This is a genomic window from Maribacter forsetii DSM 18668 (assembly GCF_000744105.1).
GTDB classification, from domain to species: Bacteria; Bacteroidota; Bacteroidia; order Flavobacteriales; family Flavobacteriaceae; genus Maribacter; species Maribacter forsetii.
Map to the genome: position 1 here is coordinate 812,304 of NZ_JQLH01000001.1, position 26,262 is coordinate 838,565.

General features: G+C 36.7%; 19 protein-coding genes and 1 tRNA gene. 13 read left to right on the top strand and 7 right to left on the bottom strand.

The annotated features are described in order from the left end of the window. Positions 1–2: 2 nt before the first annotated feature. From polA to P177_RS03425, 4 genes are all read right to left on the bottom strand, one after another. Positions 3–2,837 carry a DNA polymerase I gene (gene polA / locus P177_RS03410; protein WP_036151849.1) on the bottom strand — a complete coding sequence of 945 codons (2,835 nt, stop codon included), beginning with the start codon at positions 2,835–2,837 and terminating at the stop codon, positions 3–5. A gap of 88 nt (positions 2,838–2,925) precedes the next feature. After that, on the bottom strand, positions 2,926–3,444 hold the full coding sequence (locus P177_RS03415) for a hypothetical protein (RefSeq protein ID WP_036151851.1): 519 nt from the start codon (positions 3,442–3,444) through the stop codon (positions 2,926–2,928). Between the two features lie 10 nt (positions 3,445–3,454). Beyond that, a complete protein-coding gene (locus tag P177_RS03420) occupies positions 3,455–4,303 on the bottom strand; it encodes a hypothetical protein (RefSeq protein WP_051941698.1) in 849 nt (282 codons plus the stop codon). A gap of 65 nt (positions 4,304–4,368) precedes the next feature. Further along, positions 4,369–5,355 carry an isoaspartyl peptidase/L-asparaginase family protein gene (locus tag P177_RS03425; RefSeq protein ID WP_036151860.1) on the bottom strand — a complete coding sequence of 329 codons (987 nt, stop codon included), beginning with the start codon at positions 5,353–5,355 and terminating at the stop codon, positions 4,369–4,371. Positions 5,356–5,396: 41 nt separating this feature from the next. Between P177_RS03425 and P177_RS03430 the strand changes: the two genes are divergently transcribed. The 3 genes from P177_RS03430 (at position 5,397) to P177_RS03440 (ending at position 7,795) form a co-directional block, all read left to right on the top strand. Continuing rightward, complete coding sequence (locus P177_RS03430) at positions 5,397–6,119, top strand: copper homeostasis protein CutC (protein WP_036151863.1); 723 nt, start codon at positions 5,397–5,399, stop codon at positions 6,117–6,119. 57 nt (positions 6,120–6,176) lie between these two features. Further along, complete coding sequence (locus tag P177_RS03435; protein WP_036151866.1) at positions 6,177–7,406, top strand: metallophosphoesterase; 1,230 nt, start codon at positions 6,177–6,179, stop codon at positions 7,404–7,406. Positions 7,407–7,498: 92 nt separating this feature from the next. Beyond that, positions 7,499–7,795, top strand: coding sequence for a thioredoxin family protein (locus P177_RS03440; RefSeq protein WP_036151869.1), 297 nt, complete (start codon positions 7,499–7,501; stop codon positions 7,793–7,795). Positions 7,796–7,876: 81 nt separating this feature from the next. On the opposite strand, the gene P177_RS03445 is transcribed toward P177_RS03440, so the two are convergent. After that, positions 7,877–11,200: a glycosyltransferase family 117 protein gene (locus P177_RS03445; protein ID WP_036151872.1), complete on the bottom strand. Its 3,324-nt coding sequence runs from the start codon at positions 11,198–11,200 to the stop codon at positions 7,877–7,879. Between the two features lie 168 nt (positions 11,201–11,368). Here P177_RS03445 and P177_RS03450 point away from each other — a divergent pair. Together P177_RS03450 and P177_RS03455 are read left to right on the top strand one after the other, a co-directional pair. Then, positions 11,369–11,439: transfer RNA gene (locus P177_RS03450), tRNA-Gln, on the top strand. Positions 11,440–11,691: 252 nt separating this feature from the next. Further along, entirely contained in the window at positions 11,692–12,024 is a 333-nt protein-coding gene (locus P177_RS03455) for a hypothetical protein (RefSeq protein WP_051941699.1), read from the top strand. A 35-nt stretch (positions 12,025–12,059) separates the two neighbouring features. On the opposite strand, the gene P177_RS03460 is transcribed toward P177_RS03455, so the two are convergent. After that, a complete protein-coding gene (locus tag P177_RS03460; RefSeq protein ID WP_036151874.1) occupies positions 12,060–13,385 on the bottom strand; it encodes a cation:proton antiporter domain-containing protein in 1,326 nt (441 codons plus the stop codon). A 222-nt stretch (positions 13,386–13,607) separates the two neighbouring features. Between P177_RS03460 and rimP the strand changes: the two genes are divergently transcribed. From rimP to infB, 3 genes are read left to right on the top strand one after another with little or no spacing between them, the layout of a single operon-like run. Further along, positions 13,608–14,069: a ribosome assembly cofactor RimP gene (gene rimP / locus P177_RS03465; RefSeq protein WP_036151875.1), complete on the top strand. Its 462-nt coding sequence runs from the start codon at positions 13,608–13,610 to the stop codon at positions 14,067–14,069. Between the two features lie 12 nt (positions 14,070–14,081). Then, a complete protein-coding gene (gene nusA / locus P177_RS03470; protein ID WP_036151877.1) occupies positions 14,082–15,314 on the top strand; it encodes a transcription termination factor NusA in 1,233 nt (410 codons plus the stop codon). A 42-nt stretch (positions 15,315–15,356) separates the two neighbouring features. Beyond that, positions 15,357–18,197 carry a translation initiation factor IF-2 gene (infB, locus tag P177_RS03475; RefSeq protein WP_036151878.1) on the top strand — a complete coding sequence of 947 codons (2,841 nt, stop codon included), beginning with the start codon at positions 15,357–15,359 and terminating at the stop codon, positions 18,195–18,197. Positions 18,198–18,253: 56 nt separating this feature from the next. Here infB and P177_RS03480 read toward each other — a convergent pair whose 3' ends face one another. After that, positions 18,254–18,625: an SPOR domain-containing protein gene (locus P177_RS03480; protein ID WP_051941700.1), complete on the bottom strand. Its 372-nt coding sequence runs from the start codon at positions 18,623–18,625 to the stop codon at positions 18,254–18,256. Between the two features lie 231 nt (positions 18,626–18,856). Here P177_RS03480 and P177_RS03485 point away from each other — a divergent pair, with 231 nt between their 5' ends. From P177_RS03485 to P177_RS03505, 5 genes are read left to right on the top strand one after another with little or no spacing between them, the layout of a single operon-like run. Then, entirely contained in the window at positions 18,857–20,230 is a 1,374-nt protein-coding gene (locus P177_RS03485) for a cytochrome c3 family protein (RefSeq protein ID WP_036151879.1), read from the top strand. Positions 20,231–20,265: 35 nt separating this feature from the next. Further along, entirely contained in the window at positions 20,266–23,385 is a 3,120-nt protein-coding gene (locus tag P177_RS03490) for a TAT-variant-translocated molybdopterin oxidoreductase (protein ID WP_036151880.1), read from the top strand. Between the two features lie 32 nt (positions 23,386–23,417). Further along, positions 23,418–25,163, top strand: coding sequence for an NrfD/PsrC family molybdoenzyme membrane anchor subunit (gene nrfD, locus P177_RS03495; RefSeq protein WP_084684620.1), 1,746 nt, complete (start codon positions 23,418–23,420; stop codon positions 25,161–25,163). Positions 25,164–25,165: 2 nt separating this feature from the next. Further along, positions 25,166–25,696 (top strand): DUF3341 domain-containing protein, encoded by a 531-nt coding sequence (locus P177_RS03500; protein WP_036151881.1) that lies wholly within the window; start codon positions 25,166–25,168, stop codon positions 25,694–25,696. Positions 25,697–25,698: 2 nt separating this feature from the next. After that, positions 25,699–26,259, top strand: a complete 561-nt coding sequence (locus P177_RS03505) for a c-type cytochrome (protein WP_036151882.1) — start codon at positions 25,699–25,701, stop codon at positions 26,257–26,259. Positions 26,260–26,262 lie beyond the last annotated feature (3 nt).

Genomic DNA, 26,262 nt, shown 5'->3' on the forward strand with positions numbered 1-26,262 from the left:
TGTTAATGCGCAACCAACCAATTCTCACCCAAGCCAACTTCTACATCTAAAGGAACTGCTATTTTGTATGCGTTTTCCATCTCAGATTTAATTAGGGTTTTTAATTCCTCTAATTCTGGTTTGTAAATATCGAACACCAATTCATCATGTACTTGTAAAAGCATTTTAGACTTATAATTGCCTTTTTCTAGTTTGTTGTGAATATTGATCATGGCAATCTTTATGATATCTGCAGCACTACCTTGAATAGGTGCGTTTACTGCATTCCGTTCTGCAGCACCACGAACTATTGCGTTACTTCCATTGATGTCTTTTAAATAGCGTCTTCTGCCCAACACAGTTGAAACATAACCATTATCACGTGCAAAATCTACTTGCTCGCTCATGTAATTTCGCAACTTTGGATAGGTCTTGTAGTAGGTGTCTATCAGTTCTTTTGCTTCTTTTCTTGATAAGTCCGTTTGGTTACTTAATCCGAATGCAGAAACACCATAGATGATACCAAAGTTTACGGTTTTTGCATTGCTACGCTGTTCTCTAGTCACTTCTTGCAAAGGCACATTAAATACTTTTGATGCTGTAGAAGCATGAATATCTTCACCATTTTTAAAAGCTTCTATCATGGTGGTTTCTTCACTTAGTGCTGCGATAATACGTAGTTCTATTTGAGAGTAATCTGCCGCCAGTAAAGTGTAGTTCTCATCTCTTGGTACAAACGCTTTTCTTACTTGTCTACCGCGTTCTGTTCTAATTGGTATGTTCTGTAAATTTGGATTGTTACTGCTTAAACGACCTGTTGCCGCAACGGTCTGCATATAGTCTGTATGTACTCTACCAGTAGATGGTTCTACTTGTTCTGGCAGTGCATCTACATACGTGCTTTTCAATTTGGCAAGACCTCTATAATCCAATACATTCTGAATAATTTCATGGTCTTTTGCCAAATTAGACAATACATCTTCTGCAGTAGAATATTGACCTGTTTTGGTCTTTTTAGGTTTGTCGACTAGTTTTAGTTTGTCAAACAGTATTTCACCTAGTTGTTTGGGTGAACCAATATTGAATTCTTCACCGGCAACTTCGTAAATTTTCTTTTCTAGATTGCTGATGTCATTGTTCAAGTCTTCTGAAAGTGAATTCAAGAATTTCTCATCTAAATTGATACCTTCTAATTCCATGTCCGCTAAAACACGTAATAACGGAATCTCAATGTCTTGAAATAACTTTTCGGTATTGGCTTCCTTTAATTCTGGTCTAAAATGTTGTGCAAGTTGATAAGTGATATCTGCATCTTCAACAGCGTATTCCGTTTGTTTTTCTAACGGAACATCTCGCATGCTCAATTGATTCTTTCCTTTTTTACCAATAAGTTCTGTGATGGAAACCGGAGTGTAGTTTAAGTACGTCTCCGCTAATACATCCATATTATGACGCATATCCGGATTAATTAGATAATGTGCCAACATAGTATCGAACAGAGGTCCTTTTACATCAATGTTGTATTTATCTAATACTTTGATATCGTACTTTAAATTCTGACCTATTTTTTCAATTTTTTCAGCTTCAAAGAATGGGCGTAATTCTTCTAAAAGTGTCTGAACATCTTCTTTATTATCTGTAAAGGGAATGTAATATCCTTTTGTTGCTTCCCAAGAAAAAGCAATACCAACTAATTCCGCTGTTAAAGGATCTAAACCTGTAGTTTCGGTGTCAAAACATACAGAGGTTTGCTGCATTAAACTTTTCAAGAATAATTTCATTGCCATACCAGGAGCAACACTTTGGTAAGAATGCGCAACATCTGCAATGGTCTTTCTACTTGAAAAATCTTTTACGGTTGCACCAGCATCTGCAGGACTTCCAAATAGCGAGAACTGTCCTGATCCAGCATCTTGTGTCTCTTTTTTAGCGACTTGTTTGTTTGTAGCTTCTGTGGTCGCCTCTTCGGCTTCCGCAGAGAATAATTTTATAAACTGATCTTTTAATCTTCTAAACTCAAGCTCTTCGAAAATTTTCTGAACTTCTACGGCATTTGGTTCAGACATTTCATAATCACCAGCATTGAAAGTGACATCGACATCTAAACAAATAGTAGCTAATTTTTTAGAAAGTAAACCAAGTTCACCATTGGCTTCTACTTTCTCTTTCATTTTACCTTTAAGCTTATCGGTATTCGCCAAAAGCCCTTCCATAGAATCAAACTGCTCTATAAATTTCTTGGCAGTTTTGTCACCAACACCTGGTAAGCCTGGTATGTTATCACTGGCATCACCCATCATACCAAGGTAATCAATAACCTGTTCTGGTCTTTGAACCCCAAAACGTTTTTGAATTTCTGGAATACCCCAAATTTCTATACCGTTACCCATTCTAGCAGGGCGATACATGAAAATGTTTTCAGATACCAATTGTCCAAAATCTTTATCTGGCGTTACCATAAAAACTTTGTAATCTTCTTTTTCTGCTTGCTTTGCCAACGTTCCAATAATGTCATCTGCTTCCCATCCTTCTTTTACTACAACAGGAATCTGCATTGCATTTAAGATATCTTGAATATAGGGTACGGCAATACGGATGGCATCTGGAGTTTCTGATCTGTTTGCTTTATACTCTGGGAACAACTCTGTACGTTCCGCACTTCCTCCTTTATCAAAACAAACGGCCAAATGATCTGGTTGTTCACGACGAATAACATCGAATAAAGAATTCATGAACCCCATAATTGCCGAGGTATCCATTCCTTGAGAGTTTATTCTTGGATTTTTTATAAGTGCGTAGTAACCACGAAAAATTAGTGCGTATGCATCTAGCAAAAAGAGTCTTTTTTGATCTGCCATTTTTGAGTATTGATTGTAAAACGTTAAAAGTACAAATTGATAGGGAAACATTAAGGGAGATTGCCCTATTGCTTATGTGTTTTATTATTCAATTGTTATTTTCAGGTGATTCGTAATCGCCATAAATTCTAAAATATTTATAAACGTAATAATCAATGTTTTCATTCTCATCATTTTCAAATTCCTTATACCTTATTTCGAGATTGCCTCTATCTATAAGGTTTACTTCAAAAAGTTCCATAATCAATTCAGAATTGTCAGAAGTATTTGTGAGTTTAAAAATAACCTTGTTGCCTGGCATTACTTTCCATTCTCCATTATCGCTAGTTGTTAAGTCAATTTCACGGAAATCAGTTCCTCCGGAATTATTTTCGGTTTCAATATAATGTTCAAAGTAAAGACTGCCATCTTCAAAAAGAATTAATTCTGTTTGACTTTCACATATACCTGTAGATAAATTATCTACTGAAGAGCCATCTTTGAAAAAAACAATTCTTTTAGTTCCAACCCATTTACCAGCAATCTTTTCTTTAAAGGTATATTCCTCTTCTATAGTACAGCCGGAGAATATAATTAACATGCCGGCTAGATATAAGATTGCTTTCATTTATGGTATATTAAAAATGGTTTGAGGAATAATAGTCAGCTTCTTTTTCCTGAAGTATGTCATAATAATCGACACCGAATAAATACTGTACATTATATAAGCCTATTTTTAAAGGGGCATTCAAATCTGTATAAAACACTTTATTGTATTTTTTAAAAAAATTGCTTTTTTCTTCTAACCTTTCAATAGGTTCTTTAAAATAGGCATTGATAAAAAATGCACTGGTATATTGATAAACATGAATAATTTCATGTGCTAAAACCGCTTCTATATCAATATTGATGCTGCGTTTAAATTGAATTGTATTGTATAAAGCTGCTCCATCAGGATCAATATCTCTTATTTTAGCTAATTTTTCGTTTTTGAAAATAAAATGACCAGAGTAAAATGTTCTTTTAAAATCAAATTTTGAGGTTGCAAATCCGTATGCATTAGCGTAAAGTGCAAAGGGTAAAATTCGATAACGCAGTTTTTTTTCTCGTTTAAAATCATATTCCAGATAATTAAAGCCGAAATCCATGTGCCACCGTTCCCAAAAGTTTCGGTTAGCGGCGGCGTTATATATAATGGAGTTGCCTGCCGAATTCAAGATTTTAGAAGGCCATAAGTAGGCGTAGTTATCAGTTCTATGAAATTGCCTTACCAATCTTTTGCTTTCAAAGGTTAAATAACCTCCTAAAGCACCTTGATACATACCTTTGAAAAAAACCTTGGACCCCTTCTCATTAGGTTTCTTATTGATCAATGCTCCAACGCCGCCTATGATAGCTTTTGAACCTACATTGTAGAAAGCTGCTTGTGAATCGTTTCTTTGTGGATATAAATATCCTGAAATCAATAAAATTAAAATTATTCTCATGGTTGGTTTTGAGGAAAATCAGAAATCAAAAACTACGCCATTTGTAAGATTTTTCAGAAATAATCTTATTTCTTTAAATAACTATCTGAAGGATTGTTAACATGGCCTTCTTTAGAATACGTTCTATAACTAAACCCCGGGTGAATACAATAACCACCTGTTTCTCCTTTTTTATTTATCGCGATAAAACCGATTTGAAAATCTTGTTTGTCCTTGTTTTTAGCGATAATGCGTTTTACACCTTCTTCGCATGCCTCTTGTGGCGATTTGCCTTGTCGCATTAATTCAACAATTAAAAAACTACCAACTGTTCTTACCACTTCTTCACCAACACCTGTTGCCGTTGCGCCACCAACTTCATTGTCAACAAAAAGTCCGGCGCCTATAATAGGCGAGTCACCAACCCTGCCTGCCATTTTATATGCCATGCCACTAGTGGTACATGCACCGGCAATATCACCATAGGCATCAATTGCTAACATACCAATGGTATCATGATTTTCTATATTTATGATAGGTTTGTATTGAGATGTTTTTTTCCATTCTTCCCAAGCTTGTTTCGATTCTTCGGTTAGCAAATCTGTTTTCTCAAAACCTTGTTCGTAAGCAAACTGTTCGGCTCCTTTGCCGGCTAGCATTACATGCGGAGTCTCTTCCATTACCTTTCTTGCTACAGATATGGGGTTTGCAATATGCTGCATTGCCAAAACCGCTCCACAGTTACCATCTTTGTCCATAATGCATGCATCTAAAGTAACATTGCCATCTCTATCCGGTTTGCCGCCACTTCCTACAGTGCTATTGCTTAGGTCATTTTCTTCTACCATGACCCCTTGGTGAACGGCATCTAATGCATTGCCTCCTTTTTCTAAAACCTCCCATGCTTTGGCTGTTGCATTGCCAAAATTCCATGTGCAGATTGCAATAGGTAGAACTGGTGTGTTAACTGCTCTTTTTACTAGAGGAGTTTCTTTGTATGAAGCTAATATAGGTGCGGATACTATACCGGCGGCTACTGTGCTAGAATTTCTAAGAAATTTTCTTCTTTTCATGGGATGGGTTCTTTACTTTTAGTGACCTTAAATATAGGAATATGATAGTAGAAGTTTGTGCTAATTCATTGGAATCTGCTTTAGTTGCCGAACGTGCCGGAGCAGACCGAATTGAGTTGTGTTCAGAATTAGCGGTGGGCGGATTAACACCTTCTTACGGGTTGTTGAAAGCTGTGAGAAGTAAAATTACAATACCGGTTAATATTCTTATACGTCCTAGAAGTGGTGACTTTACATATTCTGATGAAGAGCTGGATATTATGATTTCGGATATTGAGCTGTGTGCAGAGCTGGGATATAATGGAATTGTATCTGGAGTTCTTTTGGAAAATTTTTCTTTAGATGTAGTGCGAACCCGAAAACTAAAGGATGCTGCTGGTAAATTGAAATTTACGTTTCATAGGGCGTTTGATTGGATACAGAACCCGTTGGATGCTTTGAAGAAATTGGAAACTATGCAAGTGGATACTATTTTAACTTCTGGTCAACAGAAGTCAGCACCTGAGGGATTAGATTTCTTATTCCAATTAAAAGAACAATCTAAAATGATACAGATTATGCCAGGCTCTGGTGTAAATGCTGCTAATGTTGAGCTATTTAAAGATAAAGGTTTTAAAATGGCACATTTATCGGGTACTAAGATGGTGCAATCCTTATCTTCAAAACCGTTAATTTCTATGAATTCAGTTAACTTTTTAAGTGATAATCAAAGGGCAATCACGCAATTGGATAATATTAAAGCTGTTGTGGCCAAGGTTAAATAAAATGCAATTGAGCACACATACCGTTGAGATACAGATATCTTTGTAAAAAATTCATTCATGATCCGTTGGTTTATTTTTGTCTTAGCTTATGTTGCTTTAAGCTGTTATGTATTGCAAGCATTAAAAACAATTACCAAGCAACCTTGGTGGTCTTGGTTATATATTGCAGTTTCATTGGTCGTAATGATCAATTTCATTTATCAATTTTCGGTAGGTGAGGAGACAGGTCGTGTTTTAAGTATTTCTAAAAGTTATGCTTTTGGTTTTTTATTGACCATGTTAACGTTCAATATCATCACTATCTTATTCTTGTTTTCTGAAGATATATATCGTTTTATAGCAGGTGCATATCAAAAAATTTATGGTGAGGAAAAGCAATTCGGACTTCCGGCACGTAGACGTTTTCTTAGTTTACTAGCACTGGGAGTAGCTGCCGTACCATTTGGGGCGCTGCTATATGGTATGTACAAAGGGAAGTACAATTTTAAGGTGTTGAAATACGATTTGGAATTCGAAGATCTTCCCGATAGTTTTGATGGGTACCAGATTACCCAAATTTCAGATATACATAGTGGTAGTTTCGATGATAGAAAAAAGATTGAATACGCTGTAAACCTTATTAATCAGCAGAAAAGCGATGTACTCTTGTTTACGGGTGATATGGTTAATAATATGACTTCTGAAATGGAGCCGTGGGCAGATCTTTTTAGTACCCTTTGTGCAAAAGATGGTAAGTTTTCAGTTTTAGGTAATCATGATTACGGAGATTATATTCCTTGGGATACCGAAGAGCTGAAACAACAGAATTTAGAAGACCTAAAAACATTGCAAAAAGAAATGGGTTTTGATCTTTTGCTAAACGAGCATAGATATTTACAAAAAGGGGATGATAAGATTGCTTTGGTGGGAGTAGAGAATTGGGGTAAAGGCGGATTCAAAAAAGCCGGGGACCTTAAAAAAGCTGCCTCACAGATTAATGCCGATGATTTTAAAATATTAATGAGTCACGATCCATCGCACTGGGAAATGGAAGTGATACCAGATGCTTACCATTACCACTTGACATTGAGCGGACACACTCATGGTATGCAATTTGGTATTGAAATACCAGGTTGGATCAAGTGGAGCCCTGTAAAATGGAGATACCCTTATTGGGCGGGTATTTACAAAGAAATGGGGCAATTCATTAATGTAAACAGAGGTTTTGGATTTTTAGGTTATCCGGGTAGGGTAGGTATATGGCCAGAAATTACCGTGATAACTTTGAAGAAAAAGGCATTAACATGATTTTAACCCTATTACAATACTACTATTAGGATGCTAAGAGTAGTATTTTAACAATTTTTATTACATTTGGCTAACAAAGAAAAGCATTTTATATGTCCAAATTTGGTGAATTAATAGATTTAAAGGTACCTGTTCTTCTTGATTTTTATGCAGAGTGGAATGAGCAGTCAACTGCAATGCATCCTGTATTAAGGGATGTAGCCGCTGCTTTAGGTAGCAGAGGTAAGGTTATAAAAATAGATGTGGATAAGAACAAAGAGCTTTCTCAGGCTTTACGTGTTAAGGGTCTACCTACGCTTATGATTTACAAAAAAGGCGAAATGGTATGGCGACAAAGTGGCGAACAAGATGCTACTACGTTAATGGGTATTCTTAAAGAATACGTTTAAAATTTAATATTATTTAAAACATAAAAAAAGCTTTGAGTGTAAACTCAAAGCTTTTTTTAATGCGCTATTTTGACAGAATATCTATTCTACAATTTCAGTTTTAGTATTGTCAGGTAAAATGGTGTCAGAAACAGGCATGGTATCCATCATATCTGGATTGGTCTGCTGCATTTCTTCACGCATGTCCATATCGTCCTCGTCTTTATAGAAGTGTTGGAACTTATCTATATACTCATTGAATATTAAGGTTTCTTTTTCAGCAACATCCTCGCTATCATTGGTGATGATCATATCTATATTACGTCTGTATGCCTCCATATCTGCAATGATGTCATCAATATTGCTGTATTGCTCGTCTAAACTTGTAGAAGCGTAATACTCCAACCTTTCTTGGTATTTGCCTTTCAACTTTTCAAAAAGAGCACGTGCTTTCTGGTTTTCTCCAACTTTATAATAGCCGTCTACAAAAGGTTCCACTAAAGTGTAGTATCCAAATTTATCTACAGGCATGTTGGTCAATGAAATCTCAATGATATCTTTAGCCTTGTCCATTTTATTCTCCTTGATCAAAGCTTCCGTTAAACGAGCTAAATTACCTCTAAAAGATACGCTCTGAATACGGGTTTGTGTATCGTGGTATATGTCGCCACCTGCATTTCCCCAATCCCATCCGGTAACGATATCATACATTAATTCAGTATCAATTCGTCCTAATTCAAATGCGTTAGGTCTTTCTGTACGAATAGGTACGAGCTTGTACGCTAAACCATCTAGTTGAAGATAATCTTTCATCCATAAGTACTCGGCATCGTCAAAACTACCTCCAGAGAAGTATAAAGGACGTTTCCAATCATTGTTAGCTAAGATATCAAGCATCATCATGCTCTTCTTTGTAATAGCACCTGGTAAGTCAATATCAATGTAATCTACAATAAGGTCTGCGTCTTTTGCTTTGACCAAGCCGCTGTTTAATACATTTTGTTTGTTTACAGGAACCCTAATTTTATTAGTAGGGTAGTAGACCATGTTCTGAGTGTCTTCAGAATACTGACTTAAATCTGCACCATTTTGCTCAAATAAATACTTAAGCTTTGTTCTAGGTTTATCACTGTCGATCCAATTTATGAAATCCTTTATTGGCCATCTGTTCTCTGTAATACCTTGGTGGTATAGCACATCTCTTGATCCCCATCTATATTTTTCATGTGTAATCTGAGAAGGTATAGGTGCACTTTCATAAGCGGCAGCCTTCATTTGATCTACATACCAATCTGTTTCAAAAAGACTGGTACAAACTATACGAACGTCTGTTCTGTAGTGTTCAATCTCTTGTGCGTACCAAATTGGGAAGGTGTCATTGTCACCAATGGTGAATAAAATAGCTCCCGCATCTTCCTGGCAAGAATCTAAATATGCTTTTGCAGACGAATTTGCCGTGAATTTGCCAGATCTATCATGGTCATCCCAGTTTTGTACCGCCATTACCGTTGGTACGGCAAGTAATGTTACAACAACTACTGCAGGGGCTAATATTTTAGGAGTGATCCATTCTTTAAAACTATCATACAATCCGTATACCCCTAATCCGATCCAAAGAGCAAATACATAGAATGAACCTACAAGTGAATAATCTCGTTCACGAGGTTGAAAAATACCGGGGTTTGTATAGAACTGTATAGCTAGTCCCGTAAACAGAAAGAACATCAATAATACCCAAAATTGCTTTTTGTCTTTTGAGAGTTGAAAAACGATACCTATGATTCCCAAAATTAATGGTAAAAAGAAATAGGTATTTCTACCTGGATTATTTTGGATATCGCTTGGTAAGTTGTCTTGACTCCCTAATCTCATGCTGTCAATAGCGTTAATACCACTTAACCAGTTTCCGTTGTCATTATAGCGACCCTGAACATCATTCTGTTTTCCGACGAAATTCCACATGAAATAACGCAGATACATGTAGTTGAATTGAAACTCGAACATATATTCAATATTATCCCATAAGGTTGGCGGCTGTACTTCTATATATTCATCAAAACGTTTTAAGAAGCTTATATACTGGTCGGCGCCAATTTCACCATTTGCAAAACCAATTTTAACTTGTTCTGCAGCTTGTCTTAATTCTTGATTCGGTTGTGTAATCCTAAAATCTAAGGCTCCAAAATAACGCATGTAGTTTTCGGCATTTTGCGAACTCCACATTCTAGGTAACAAACCTTGGTGTTTAGGGTTGGGACCTTGAACGGCATCTTTGTATTTATTTACAATAATGTATTTCCCTAATGTGTAATCTTTCTCATATTTAGGTTTGCCATCTTGATCTTCGCCTGCAGTTGCAAACATATCTGAATAATAGGTGCCGTAAACGGGACTGTCAACACCTGGGTATTGCTCTCTATTGTAATATGCTAAAAGTGCTCTTGCATCTTCTGGATTGTTTTCGTTGATAACAACCTTGGCATTTGCTCTAATAGGCAGCATTAACCAGGAAGAAAAACCTAGAAATAAAAACATCATACACAGAACAATGGTATTGCCTGTTTTATAATTGTTTTTACGAGTATAGTTTAAGCCGAAGTAAAAAGCAGCTATAAATAAAAGACCGATAATAATAGAACCTGAATTAAATGGTAGACCTATACTGTTAATAAAGAATACCTCTCCCCAACCAAAAAGTTGAAGTACATAGGTTAGTGAAAATTTATATACTAACATTAAGATTGCTATAACAATGATGTTAGCTAATAAAAAGTTCTTTACTGTGGTCTCTTTGTAGGTTTTAAAATAATAAAGTAAACCAATTGATGGTATTGCTAAGAAGCCCATAAACTGAACTCCAAAAGTTAACCCGACAACAAAAGATATTAATACAAGCCACTTGTTTCCACGAGGGTCATCAAGATTATCTGTCCATTTTAATCCTAGCCACAACAATAAGGCCATGATAAAACTTGCCATAGAATACACCTCTGTTTCTACGGCATTGAACCAAAAACTATCTGAATATGTAAATGCCAATGAACCTACTAAGGCACTACCAAATACTGCAATTGCTTTGCTATTGGTGAAAGGACCATCGTTATCTATTAATTTTCTGGTGATATTGGTAATTGTCCAGAACATGAATAAAATGGTAAATGCACTTGATACGCCGGAAACTAGGTTTACCATCATAGCAACTTGACTTGGTTCTAAAGCGAACATTGCAAAAAATGCGCCTATCATTTGTAGTAAAGGTGCTCCTGGTGGGTGACCCACTTGAAGCTTGGCTGCTGTTGCTATATACTCTCCCGCATCCCAAAAACTATTGGTGGGTTCAACGGTAATGTAGTATGTAATAAGGGCTATAAAAAATACGGACCATCCTAATATAGTGTCCCACTTGTGGTAGTTCTTTGAAAACATGAAGCTTGGGTTAAACCTAAGTGGCGAATTTACTAATTAATATAGAAAGGAATGAACTATTTTTATAAACCTTTAACATGGGTAAAGCATATTTTTTTCATTTTTACTTAAAAAAATGTTTGGTGAAACAAAACTTTGTTTTAAATTTGCAGCCTCTTAAAAAGGTATTGGCCCATGGTGTAATGGTAACACTTCGGTTTTTGGTACCGTCATTCAAGGTTCGAGTCCTTGTGGGCCAACTAAGAGAACAAGGTAAATCCTGATATCAATTGATATCGGGATTTTTGTTTTTATGACCTATGTCATTTTAAAAGCCTTTTTAAAGCTAGTTCTTTGCTATTCATACGTACATAAGTACTTAATGTGAAGAAATGGTTAACTGTGTGTCAGTATTTTTGTACATTTAAACCGATAACGTTACAAATTCATCGGAAAAGAAACCATTTCGACAATGTTATTATATACTTTGGTACCCTAAAGAACTTAACCCTATGAAACTCTCTCCAAAAGTTTTAAAGATTTTATTGATTGTTGTTTTGCTTGGATTTGGAATTGGATTCTACTTGCAAGATGTGAAGCATGAAGAAAGTACTGCCCATGCATGGAAGGCGAATCGTTATAATTTAGATCGCTTCAACAAAATCATGGAGTACAATAATAAAATGAACTCTTCTAATTGGAGAGTGCTTAAGGATAGTATTGATCAACAGCTAGATACACTAATGATACTTCGTTTTCGTAAAGAAGTAGATAGTTTAGAGGATTCTGAACCGCAAGCATATAGTGATCAGGTTGAGGTGCATGCATCTTTTATGCCTCAATAGCTTAAAACCAACTTCTTAATTTTATAGATTTCTTTTTAGTGCGAATCCTCCGGGTCAATTTGTTCTGGAGTGTCATTTTCTATCTCTAATAGTTCTTCGTCTTCTGATTTTCTAATTGCGTCTTCGGCTAAATTTCTTTCTGTGATTTCTTCATCAATTTCATCTAGCATTGTACTTATTTTTCGTTTATCACGAATCATAGCCCATGTCATTACTAAGCTAGTAGCTATTATTACGAATAAAAGTATACCAGATTCAAATCCTTCAATTTGTGCTTCCATAGGTATGGCATAGAAAAGTAGTACGGTAATTAATCCCCTTGGAGCAATGAATAACTGCGGTAACATATCTTTACCAACGAAAACTATAAGTATTAAAAACCGTATGGCATAAATAGATGCTATTATTAATAAACTGACTATAGCAACATTAATGCTCAGTAATGATGAAAGTACTATGGTGATACCAAATATTACAAAGAAGAAAGTTCTGACTACAAATGCAGTTTCTAGGGTGACGATGTGCAGCTCGTGATAAATTTGTTGCATTCTTTCCTTTTCAAGAAAGATTTTGGTCTTACCGGGGAAAAATAAGTTGACATTTTTTACGATCAAACCAAATACAAGAATGATAATTAAAGATGATAGGTGCATTTTCTTTCCTATAGCATAAAGAAGTAGCAGAACAGAAATCAATAAAAATAGTTTTGCTTGGCTTTTTATGCGTTGAAAGACCAATATAATTACATAGCTAGCAACCAATGCTATTACTATTGTTACGGCGAAATTTATACTGAAACCAATAACTCCTGAGTCTTCAGCGGGGTTTAGTTTTCCTGTTAGAAAGTAGAACATCATAATACCCATGATATCAGAAAAAGTACTCTCATAAATATGGAATTCTTTTTTAGCTTCACTTAGTCCGCCAACGCTTGGTATAATTATGGCGCTAGAAAGAATAGACAACGGTGTGGCATATAACCATGCAGATTGCATAGTCATATTGGGGATAAATTGATATAGAATTAAAGCGGCAACATATGCAGAGCCTACCAAACCAATTAATGCAATGACCATTGATTTAAGAATGGGCCATAATTTTTCTTTTTTTAATTCTAGTTCTAAAGCAGCTTCTAAAACGATCATTATAAGGCCAACAGTACCTAAAATTTCTAAAGAGCCTTTAAAGTCGGGAATCTCTGGAATAAAGAATTCTAATCCTATTTTAATTAGAACGCCCAGAACAATGAGCATGAGAACTGCCGGTATATTCGTTTTTTTAGAAATGCCGTTAAAAAAGAAAGATAAAACTACAATTAAAGAAGCCCCTATGATAAGGTTGTAAGATGAAAGAATTTCCATTAAGTATTGTTTTGGTTGGTGTTTCGCTAAAAATAAGATAATTTCTAAAAGAGCATATTTTTTGAGGTATTAATTATTTATTTAGATTGTTTTCATAGTGAATGAATTAGGTGTGAATAGTCTATTGTAGGAAATTAAATTTATTGTATATTTGCAATGCTGAAAGGATATAAAAGTATTCATGAGGGGACAATTAGTCCCCTCTTTTATTACTTATTATTTATGCTAAAGGAAAAAGTAAAAGAATTATTGGAACAAGGTCTTCAAGAAGACCCCTCCCTATTTTTAATCGATTTCACTATGGGTGCTGATAATAGCATTCATGTTGTAATAGACGGTGACCATGGGGTTACGGTGAGTGATTGTATAAAAATAAGTAGGGCTATTGAGCATAATTTAGATCGTGATGAACACGATTTTTCCCTTGAAGTTGCCTCTGCTGGTGCGGCGGCTCCGTTGGTTATGCCACGTCAATATGTAAAAAATGTTGGCAGAAAACTTGAGGTTCGTACAAATGACGATAAGTTTGAAGGAAATTTAACCGCTGTAAACGATGATTCTATTGTTCTGGAATGGAAAGCTAGGGAGCCTAAGCCAATAGGTAAGGGAAAAGTAACCGTTCAAAAAAAAGAAGAAGTAAATTTTTCAGATATTATTAAAGCAAAAGTTGTATTAAAATTTTAATTGTAATTACCAATGGAAAATATTGCGTTAATTGAATCTTTCTCAGAGTTTAAGGACGATAAGTTCATAGACAGGGTAACATTGATGGCCATTTTGGAAGATGTTTTTAGAAATGCGCTTAAAAAGAAGTTTGGTTCAGATGATAACTTTGATATCATTATCAACCCAGATAAAGGTGATTTAGAAATTTGGAGAAACCGTATCGTTGTTAATGATGGTGAGGTTGAAGAGCCAAATGAGGAAATTTCATTAACTGCAGCTCGTAAAATTGAGCCAGATTTTGAAGTTGGAGAGGATGTGTCTGAAGAAGTTAAGTTGATAGATTTAGGAAGAAGAGCAATTTTGGCATTACGTCAAAATCTTATTTCTAAAATTCATGAGCATGATAATACAACTATTTATAAGCACTTTAAAGATTTAGAGGGCGAGATTTATACAGCAGAGGTTCATCATATACGTCATAAAGCAATTATTTTGTTAGATGATGAGGGTAATGAGATTATTTTGCCAAAAGATAGGCAAATACCTTCTGATTTCTTCCGTAAGGGCGATAATGTAAGAGGGGTTATTGAAAGTGTGGAATTAAAAGGTGCAAAACCTACTATTATCATGTCTAGAAGTTCACCTAAATTCTTGGAACAATTATTTTTCCAAGAAATACCAGAGGTCTTCGACGGATTGATTACTGTGAAAAAAGCGGTTAGAATACCAGGGGAAAAAGCGAAAGTGGCTGTTGACTCTTATGATGATCGTATTGACCCTGTTGGTGCCTGTGTAGGTATGAAGGGGTCTAGAATTCATGGAATTGTTCGTGAGTTGGGTAATGAAAACATTGATGTGATTAACTGGACAGCTAACCCACAATTGTTAGTGACAAGAGCATTGAGTCCGGCTAGAGTTTCTTCTGTTAAGTTGAACGATGAGAAGATGACGGCTCAAGTTTACCTGAAGCCAGAAGAGGTTTCTAAGGCAATTGGTAGAGGTGGTCATAACATTAGATTAGCCGGTCAATTAACTGGTTATGAGATAGATGTATTCCGTGAAGGGGTTGAGGAAGATGTTGAATTAACAGAATTCTCTGATGAAATCGATGCTTGGATTATTGAAGAATTCAAGAAAATCGGTTTTGATACAGCACGTAGCGTCTTGGAGCAAGATGTTAACGATTTGGTGAAACGTACAGATTTAGAAGAGGAAACAATTTTAGAAGTTGTGCGTATCCTAAAAGAAGAATTAGAAGATTAGCTATATATTAGCACTTAAATAAAAGAACGGGAATCAGTATTTATGGCAGACAATGCAAAAATAAGGCTTAATAAAGTTCTTCGTGAACTTAATATTTCCTTGGATAGGGCAGTGGACTTTCTTAACGGAAAAGGACATGATGTGGAAGCGAGGCCTACCACAAAAATTTCCGATGACGTTTATCAAGTTTTGCTTGACGAGTTCCAGACGGATAAAAGCAAAAAGGTAGCTTCAAAAGAAGTTGGAGAGGAAAAGCGTAAGGAGAAAGAGGCAATTCGAGTTCGATTGGAAAAAGAGCAAGAAGATCGTCGCTTGGCCCGTGAGCGAAGAAACGCAGAATCTGAAGATAAAACCTTGGTTGGTAAAGTAGAGCTTTCCGGACCTAAGATGGTCGGTAAAATTGACCTAAATCCTAAGAAAAAAGTGGAAGAGGAGCCTGTTAAGGAAACTCCGAAAGCTGAGGAAAAAGTCGCTCCCAAGGCTGAAGAAAAGACTGCGCCTAAGGTTGAGGTGAAAGAAACAAGAAAGGTTGTACTACAAGGACCTAAAATAGTTTCCCAGCCTGTGAAAAAGACAGAGGCTAAGAAAGAAGAGCCTAAGGTTGAAGCTCCAAAGCCTGCTGCGCCAAAGGCTGAAGAATCTCCTAAGCAAGAAGTTAAACCGGAAGCTACGAAAACAGAGCCTACTACAGATGCTCCTGCAGAACCTGAAGCTCCCAAAACAATTGAGACCCAATATCAGAAATTATCAGGTCCGAAAATTGCTGGCGAGAAAATTGACCTTAGCAAGTTTGAGAAGCCTAAGAAAAAGAAAGAAGATAAAAAACCTGCCGCAGGCGCCGATCGTAAAAAGAGACGTAGAAGAATTGTCACAAAAAATCCTTCTGGGCCGGGTCAAAATAGAAGCACGGGAAAACCAGGTGATAGAAATAAAGGTAGAGGAAGATTTGCGCCAGTTGCAAAGGTTGAGCCTACCGAAGAAGATGTTCAAAAGCAAGTGCGTGAAACCCTAGAAAAACTTCAAGGTAAATCTAAGAAGGGGAAAGGGGCTAAGTACAGAAGAAGTAAAAGAGATCAGCACCGCGAGCAGACAGAGAAAGATCTAGAACAACAGGAATTAGAGAACAAGGTGCTTAAGGTAACCGAGTTCGTTACTGCGACTGAGGTTGCGACTATGATGGGTGTTTCTACAACTGAGATTATTTCTGCTTGTATGTCTTTAGGTATTATGGTGACCATGAATCAGCGTTTAGATGCTGAAACATTGTCTATTGTAGCTGAAGAATTTGGTTATGAAGTTGATTTCGTTACTGCAGATATTGAAGAAAGTATTGTAGAGGAGGAAGATGCTCCTGAAGATTTAAAACATAGAGCTCCGATTGTTACTGTAATGGGTCACGTGGATCACGGTAAAACTTCTTTGTTGGATTATATCCGTGAAGAAAATGTAATTGCCGGTGAAAGTGGTGGTATTACACAGCATATTGGTGCATACGGAGTAACACTTGAGAACGGAGAGCGAATTGCTTTCTTGGATACACCGGGTCACGAGGCGTTTACCGCGATGCGTGCAAGGGGTGCTCAGGTTACCGATATCGCAATTATTGTAATCGCGGCAGATGATGATATCATGCCACAGACGAAGGAGGCAATTAGTCATGCACAGGCTGCTGGTGTGCCAATCGTTTTTGCAATAAATAAAGTCGATAAGTCTACATCTAACCCTGATAAGATAAAGGAAGGTTTGGCTCAAATGAACTTGTTGGTAGAAGATTGGGGTGGTAAGATACAATCTCATGATATTTCTGCTAAGACCGGTTTAGGTGTTAAAGAGTTGTTGGAGAAAGTTTTACTTGAAGCTGAATTGTTAGAGTTAAAAGCTAATCCAGATAAGCAGGCTACGGGTACTGTTGTAGAAGCTTTCCTGGATAAAGGAAAAGGTTATGTGTCTACTGTTTTGGTTCAGTCGGGTACGCTTAAGATAGGTGATTATGTGTTGGCTGGTACCACTAGTGGTAAAATTAAGGCGATGCAGGATGAGAGAGGTAATAATATTAAGACTGCAGGGCCATCCACACCAATTTCTATTTTAGGTCTAGACGGTGCTTCGCAAGCTGGTGATAAGTTCTATGTACTGGAAGATGAACGTGAGGCGAAACAAATTGCATCAAGAAGATCTCAATTACAACGTGAGCAATCTGTTAGAACGCAGCGTCATATTACGTTAGATGAAATTGGACGTAGAATTGCGTTAGGTGATTTCAAAGAGCTTAACATTATACTTAAAGGTGATGTTGATGGTTCTGTAGAAGCGCTTACTGATTCTTTCCAGAAATTATCTACTGATGAAATCCAAGTAAATATTATCCATAAAGCAGTTGGTCCTATTACAGAGTCAGATGTGTTATTGGCTTCTGCATCAGATGCGGTCATTATCGGGTTTAATGTAAGACCTATGGGTAATGCTAAAGCTATTGCCGAGAAAGAAGAAATCGATATCCGTATGTATTCTATTATATACGCTGCGATCAACGATCTTAAGGATGCGATGGAAGGTATGTTGTCTCCTGAAATGAAAGAAGAGATTTCTGGTACTGCTGAAATTAGAGAAACATTCAAGATTTCTAAAATAGGTACTATTGCAGGTTGTATGGTAACCAGCGGTAAAATCTTTAGAAACTCTAATATTAGATTAATACGAGATGGCGTGGTTATTTATACAGGTACATTATCTTCATTAAAACGATTTAAAGATGATGTTAGAGAGGTAGCTAAAGGTTATGACTGTGGACTTCAAATTAAGAACTATAATGATATCAATGAAGGTGATATCGTTGAAGCATTCCAAGAGGTTGCGGTCAAGAAAAAGTTAAAGTCTAAGTAGTACTTTTATAAAAGAGTTTCTAATTCTCTTTAAAAGATTAAGCAAAAAAAATCGACCTATTTGGTCGATTTTTTTGGTTTTAATAACATTGCATCAGGATATTTGATTCGTACTTCGTTAAACTTTCTTTCGGCATCAAGTCTAGAAGTAAACCTGCCGACTCTTACACGGTATGTAGGTGAGTCGAAATCAATTTTAGAAGCTAGTTCTGGAAAATCTTCTTCTACATTTGCTTTTATTTTTTGTGCTTTAGCGTAATTGCCAAAACCTACTTGTATTCTATAGTATTCATTATTGCTTAAGGAAGATTTATAAATTTCAAGCAACTGATCAATTTTTTGGTCTTGCTCAATGTTTACGTTTGCACTTTGTGAATGACTAAAGTGAGTAAAACAGGCAAAAACCACTATGGTACTTAGAATTTTCATAACCAATTATTAATTTTATTTTTAACGAAGCAAAAGTAATTTATTAAGGATCAAACAAATAAATCTTGATCTATTTAGAATATTTCTAAATTGTAAATTATAGATACATTAACATTTTGCAAATAAAGTCTATGTCGTATTTTTGTCTCCGATTTAGGCATTTGGTGGATTTTAATTTGGTTTCATCTATGACCAAAATCATGCCAAGATTCCGATAGAAATATTCGATATATGAAAAAGGTTCCAAACCGAAATCAGTTTTCTAAAATTTTAGGGTTTTCCCTAGTTTTATTTTTGCTTTTTGCAAGTCCGTTAACAGCGCAGGATGATGCTGCTGCTGCCGAAGCTACAGCTGTAGAGGCTGCTGGTGATGGTGACGCTAAAAATGGTAAGGCATTGTTCAATCAGAACTGTGCTGCATGTCATGCGTTAAACCGTAAAATGACAGGACCTGCATTAGAGAATGTGGAAAACAGATTAAGTGAAGATGAGGGTTTAGATAGGGAGTGGTTGTATGCTTGGATTAAGAATAGTCCTGGTGTGATTAAATCTGGTGACTCTTATGCTAACAAGGTTTATGCAGAGTACAATCAAGCTGCTATGACGGCTTTTCCAACCTTGTCTAATAGTGATATTGATGATATTTTAGCGTATACTGCTGCGCCACCGCCTGCTGCGCCTAAGGTTGCTGCTGGAGGTGCTCAAGTTGCTGCCGGTGAGTCTGGTGGTTCATCAGGAATTTCTAATGAAATCATACTTGGTGCTTTGGTGCTTGTGTTTGGTTTGTTGGTTATTATGTTGTTGTTGGTGAATAAAACTTTGCAACGTATAGCTCAGGCAAACGGAATTGTAATTGAAAAAGAAGATGTTGTTAAAAGAACTCCAATATGGAAAGCTTTTGTGCAAAATCAATTTTTAGTTTTAGTGACCGCTATCTTTTTGCTGTTAGGTAGTGCGTATTTTGCTTATGGTTGGATGATGCAGGTTGGTGTTGATCAGGGTTATGCTCCAATTCAGCCAATTCATTATTCTCACAAGATTCATGCTGGTGATAATAAAATTGAGTGTAAGTATTGTCACTCTTCGGCAAGAGTTTCTAAAACGTCTGGTATACCTTCGTTGAACGTTTGTATGAATTGTCACAAGTCAATTTATGAATATACGGGTAATCCAGAAGGGCCTTCTCAAGAGGATTTGGAAAATGGTTATACCAACGATTTTTATACTGGAGAAATCAAGAAATTATATAAAGCAGTTGGTTGGGATGAGCAGAACCAAAAATATACTGGCGAAAGTCAGCCAATAGAATGGGTTAGAATTCATAATCTTCCTGATTTTGCTTACTTCAATCACTCGCAGCATGTTTCTGTTGCAGGGGTGGAATGTCAAACTTGTCATGGACCTGTTGAGGAAATGGAAATAATGGAGCAATATTCTCCGTTGACTATGGGTTGGTGTATTGACTGTCACAGAGAGACCAATGTTAAAGTTGAAGGTAATGAGTATTACGAGAAAATTCATGCAGAGCTTTCTAAGAAGTACGGTGTGGAGAATTTAACAGCTGCTCAGTTGGGTGGACTGGAATGTGGTAAATGTCACTATTAATAATAATTTAAAGAAGCTAATTACAGATAATACGTATGGCATCAAACAAAAAATATTGGAAGAACGAGGCGGAGTTAAATCCTAACGATTCCATTGTTGAGGCGCTTAAGCAGAACGAATTTGTAGAGCAGATTCCTGTGGATGATTTCTTGGGTGACAAGGAAACGTTGTCTTCTACAAATACAAATCGTAGAGATTTCTTGAAGTATGTTGGGTTTAGTACTGCGGCTGCTTCTTTGGCGGCATGTGAGGGTCCGGTTGTAAAATCGATTCCTTATGTTGTTTTGCCTGAAAATATAGTTCCTGGGGTTGCGAATTATTACGCAACTACAATTGCTAATGGTTTTGATTTTGCTAGCATATTAATAAAGACCCGAGAGGGGCGTCCTATTAAGGTTGAGAATAACACTTTGGCTAAAATTGGTGGATCTGCAAATGCAAGAGTTCAGGGTTCTGTTCTTTCTTTGTATGATAGTACTAGGTTACAGGGGCCTATGGCAAATGGTGAAGCTGTTGAATGGGGTGTATTAAAGGCGACGGTTAAGGCTAAGATGGGTGGACTTAAAGGTTCAGCTAAAAAAATAGCTATACTTACGCAGACATATGCAAGTCCGTCAACAGATCGTTTAATGTCTGATTTGGTTGCTGCAAATGAAAATGTTATTCATGTTACTTATGATGCAATTTCTGAAGATGCCGCTTTAACTGCTTTTGAAAATAAATATGGTGAGCGTGCTTTAGCTGATTATGATTTTGAGAAAGCAGAACTGATAGTTTCTTTTGGTGCTGATTTTATTGCTGATTGGCAAGGTGGTGGTTATGATGCTGCTTATTCTAGAGGTCGTGTGCCTAAGAATGGTAAGATGTCAAGACACGTGCAGTTAGAGGCTAATATGTCATTAACTGGAGCTAATGCAGATAAACGTGTGGCTATGAAGCCAAGTGCGCAAAAAGTGGTTTTAGCAAAATTATACGGAAAATTAAATGGTACTTCTGTTGGTGGTAACACTTCAGAGTATGATGCATTGGTTGATTCCATTGCTGCTGAAATAAAGAAGGCAGGATCTAATGCAGTTGTTGTAACTGGTTTGGATGATGTTAATGCTCAAGCGGTTGTTTTGGCAATTAATGAAATGCTTTCTAGTAAGGCTTATGATGCTGCGGCGCCTAAGTATATTAGAAAAGGTAGTGTAAAAGCGGTGAATGCTCTTATAGCCGATATGAAGGCTGGTAGAGTTGGTGCTTTGTTAATGGATGGTGTAAATCCTGTCTATTCTTTGCCTAATGCCGCTGATTTTAAAGAAGGTTTGGAAAAGGTTGATCTTTCGGTTGCTTTCTCTACTAACTGGAATGAAACTACAGAGGCGGTGCAATATGTAGGTGCTACAAATCACTACTTAGAGTCTTGGGGAGATATTCAGATCAAAAAGGGGCATTACAGTTTAATGCAGCCTACTATTAAAGAATTGTTTGATACAAAGCAGTTTCAAACTGTAGTTTTAGAACTACTTGGAAGCGAGCAAACGTATTATGATTATATAAAAGAAACTTGGTCTTCATCTGTGCTTAATGGTGCAAGTTGGAATCAAGCATTGCAAGATGGTGTTTTCAGTGCCGATGCAATGGTGGTGAACGCAGAGGGTGCTACACAAAATATTGTGGCAACAGAAGATGTAACTGAGGTTGTAACCAATACTTCTTTAGCTTCTGCTGTGCGTAGTTTGGCAAATACCACTAGTGATGGAATGGAACTTACTTTGTATTCTAAAGTAGGTATGGGTGATGGTCAGCAAGCAAGTAATCCTTGGTTGCAAGAGTTTCCTGATCCAATTACAAGAGTATCTTGGGATAACTATGTTACTATTTCTAAAGCAGATGCTGCTGAATTAGGTGTAGAGAACGTTAATGTAGCCAATGGCGGTATGGACGGTAGCTATGTAAAGCTTACTGTTAATGGTGTTAGTTTGGAGCAAGTCCCTGTAGTTGTTCAGCCAGGGCAAGCTAAAGGTACAGTAGGTCTTTCTTTTGGTTACGGTAAGAAAGTGGGCTTAAAAGAAGATATGCAGACAGGGGTTAATGCCTTTGAATTGTATGATGGTTTTAATGCTAATCAATCTGTAAGTGTAGAAAAAGTAGCAGGTAACCATGAGTTTGCTTGTATTCAATTGCATAAAACCCTTATGGGTAGAGGTGATATCATAAAGGAAACTACTTTAGAGATATTTAATACTAAAGATCATGCTGAATGGAACGAAGTTCCTGTGGTTTCTTTAGATCACCAAGAAGTTCCTGCAACTTCTGTTGATTTGTGGGATAGCTTTGATCGTACCATTGGGCATCATTTTAATATGTCAATCGACTTGAATGCTTGTACCGGTTGTGGTTCTTGTGTTATCGCTTGTCATGCTGAGAATAATGTACCTGTAGTTGGTAAGGCAGAGGTAAGAAAGTCAAGAGATATGCACTGGTTGCGTATTGATAGATATTATTCTTCGGAAGAGACTTTTGAAGGTGATAATGCAAAGAAAGATGGCTTTGATGGTTTGTCTGGTGATAACGGTTCTTTAGGTGGTTTTGGTGAGTTGGAAGATCCTTCTGCGAATCCACAAGTTGCCTTTCAGCCTGTAATGTGTCAGCACTGTAACCATGCGCCTTGTGAAACTGTTTGTCCTGTAGCGGCGACTTCACATGGTAGACAAGGTCAAAATCAAATGGCTTATAATAGATGTGTAGGTACAAGATATTGTGCTAACAACTGTCCTTATAAAGTACGTAGATTTAACTGGTTCTTATATAATAATAATGACGAGTTCGATTTCCATATGAATAACGATTTGGGTAAAATGGTATTAAACCCAGATGTAAACGTTCGTTCTAGAGGTGTTATTGAGAAATGTTCTATGTGTATTCAGAAAACACAAAAAACAATTCTTGACGCTAAGAGAGATGGTCGTGTTATTGAAGATGGAGAATTCCAAACAGCTTGTTCTTCTGCATGTAGTAACGGTGCCATTGTATTTGGTGATGTTAATGATGAGAAGAGTAAAGTTGCGGAATTAAAAGAAAGTGACCGCATGTATCACTTATTGGAGCATGTGGGTACTCAACCAAATGTTTTCTACCATGTTAAGGTTAGAAACACCAACGAAGCATAAACAATAGTAGAAAGTAATTATAACAAAAGTCTATGGCGTCGCATTACGAAGCACCTATACGTAAACCCTTAGTAACTGGAGACAAAGGCTACCACGATGTAACAGTGGATATTGCCGCACCAGTAGAAGGCAGAGCTAATAAGCACTGGTGGATAGTTTTTTCCATTGCTCTAGTAGCATTTCTTTGGGGAGTAGGTTGTATTATTTATACGGTCTCTACCGGTATCGGTACTTGGGGTCTTAACAAGTCTGTAAACTGGGCTTGGGATATTACCAACTTCGTTTGGTGGGTAGGTATCGGTCATGCTGGTACGTTGATCTCGGCGGTATTATTGTTGTTCCGTCAAAAATGGAGAATGGCAATTAACCGTTCTGCAGAGGCAATGACAATTTTCTCTGTAGTTCAAGCAGGTTTGTTTCCAATTATTCACATGGGTCGTCCATGGTTGGCATATTGGGTACTTCCTATTCCGAATCAATTTGGTTCATTATGGGTAAACTTTAACTCTCCGCTTCTTTGGGATGTATTTGCAATATCAACCTACTTGTCAGTATCGTTGGTGTTCTGGTGGACAGGTTTGCTTCCTGATTTTGCTATGATTCGTGATAGGGCTGTATTGCCTTTCCAAAAGAAAATATATAGCTTATTAAGTTTTGGTTGGAGTGGTCGTGCTAAAGATTGGCAACGATTTGAAGAAGTTTCATTGGTTCTTGCGGGTCTTGCAACGCCTTTGGTATTATCTGTACACACTATTGTATCTTTTGATTTTGCTACATCGGTTATACCTGGTTGGCATACAACAATCTTTCCGCCTTACTTCGTTGCTGGGGCAATCTTCTCTGGTTTCGCAATGGTGAATACCTTGTTGATTATTATGAGAAAGGTGTGTCACTTGGAAAATTATATTACGGTTCAACATATTGAACTAATGAATATTGTAATCATGTTAACTGGTTCTATTGTAGGTTGTGCTTACATTACAGAGTTATTCATGGCTTGGTATTCAGGTGTAGAATATGAGCAGTACGCTTTCTTGAACAGAGCAACCGGTCCTTACTGGTGGGCATACTGGTCAATGATGACTTGTAATGTATTCTCTCCACAATTCATGTGGTTCAAAAAATTAAGAACAAGTATTATGTTCTCTTTCTTCATCTCTATCGTAGTAAACATAGGTATGTGGTTCGAAAGATTCGTGATTATTGTAACCTCTTTGCATAGAGATTACCTTCCGTCATCTTGGACAATGTTCTCGCCAACATTTGTAGATATAGGTATATTTGTCGGTACAATTGGTTTCTTCTTTGTATTGTTCTTATTGTATTCTAGGACATTCCCTGTAATTGCACAGGCAGAGGTTAAATCTATCTTGAAATCTTCAGGGCAGAAATACAAGGTGTTAAGAGATGCTGGTAAGCCACTTTATGAAATTAAAGAAACTAAAGTAGAGATTAAAGAACCAATTACCGATGATGTTCTGATGGGGGAAGTTGTTCCTACGGTAGGTGATAAAGTAGGGGTTTCTGATTTATTGAGTGCAGTTGGTACATTTGATGCTACAACGCAACAGGCCGATGATTTGAAGAAAGTTAAAGGTATTGGTCCGCAAATGGAAGCTACTTTAAATGAAATAGGAATTTACACTTTTGCTCAAGTTGCTAGAATGACTGAGAGTGAATACAATTTGTTGGATTCTATTACAGGTTCTTTTCCAGGAAGAGCACAACGTGATGACTGGGCAGGACAAGCATCAATTTTATTAAATAACAAAAGATAAATATGGCATCTAAAGTTATACACGCTTTTTACGATGATGATGATGTGCTAATGCTTGCCGTTAAAAAGGTTAAAGCAGCAAAACTTCATATAGAGGAGGTATATTGTCCTTTTCCTGTTCACGGCTTGGATAAGGCTATGGGCTTGGCTCCAACTAGATTAGCTATAACAGCTTTCTTATATGGTTGTGTTGGTCTTACAGTGGCAACTCTTATGATGAATTTTATCATGATCGAAGATTGGCCACAAGATATAGGTGGTAAGCCAAGTTTTAGCTACCTGGAGAACTTACCAGCTTTCGTTCCTATTATGTTCGAATTAACGGTTTTCTTCGCAGCTCACTTAATGGTAATTACTTTCTATCTAAGAAGTAGATTATGGCCTTTTAAAGAAGCTGAAAATCCTGATGTAAGAACTACGGATGATCATTTTTTAATGGAGATTGAAATCCATGACAACGAGCAAGAATTAAGAGATTTATTGATGAATACTGGTGCAGTTGAAATTAATATATCTGAAAAAAACAGTCATTAAATATGAACAGTTTTAAGAAACTAACAATATTATTCGGTTTAGCGATCGTAGTAACTTCTTGTCAAACAGAAGGGTCTAGAAACTATCAGTACATGCCAAATATGTATGAGTCTGTTGGTTACGAAGCTTATGGTGAGGCAGATTTTTTACCAAATCAATCAGAAGCTATGTTGCCACCGGCAAATACAATTAACAGAGGTTGGTTGCCTTATGAAATCGAGAATTCTCCAGAAGGTAAAGAACTAGCAAGATTACAAGGTAGTCCATTAGATTCAATTAATGTTGAAACTAATTTGGCTAAAGGCGGTCAATTGTATACAATATATTGTGCCATTTGCCATGGAGATAAAGGAGATGGTAAGGGAACTCTTGTGAAAAGAGAAAAGATACTAGGTGTTCCTAGTTATGCTGACCCAGTAAGAAACTTAACAGTAGGATCTACATATTATACAATTCATTACGGATTGAATTCAATGGGCTCTTATGCATCTCAAATGAATACAGAAGAGATGTGGCAAGTATCTGAATATGTTATGACACTGAAACAAGATTTAACCAAATAATAG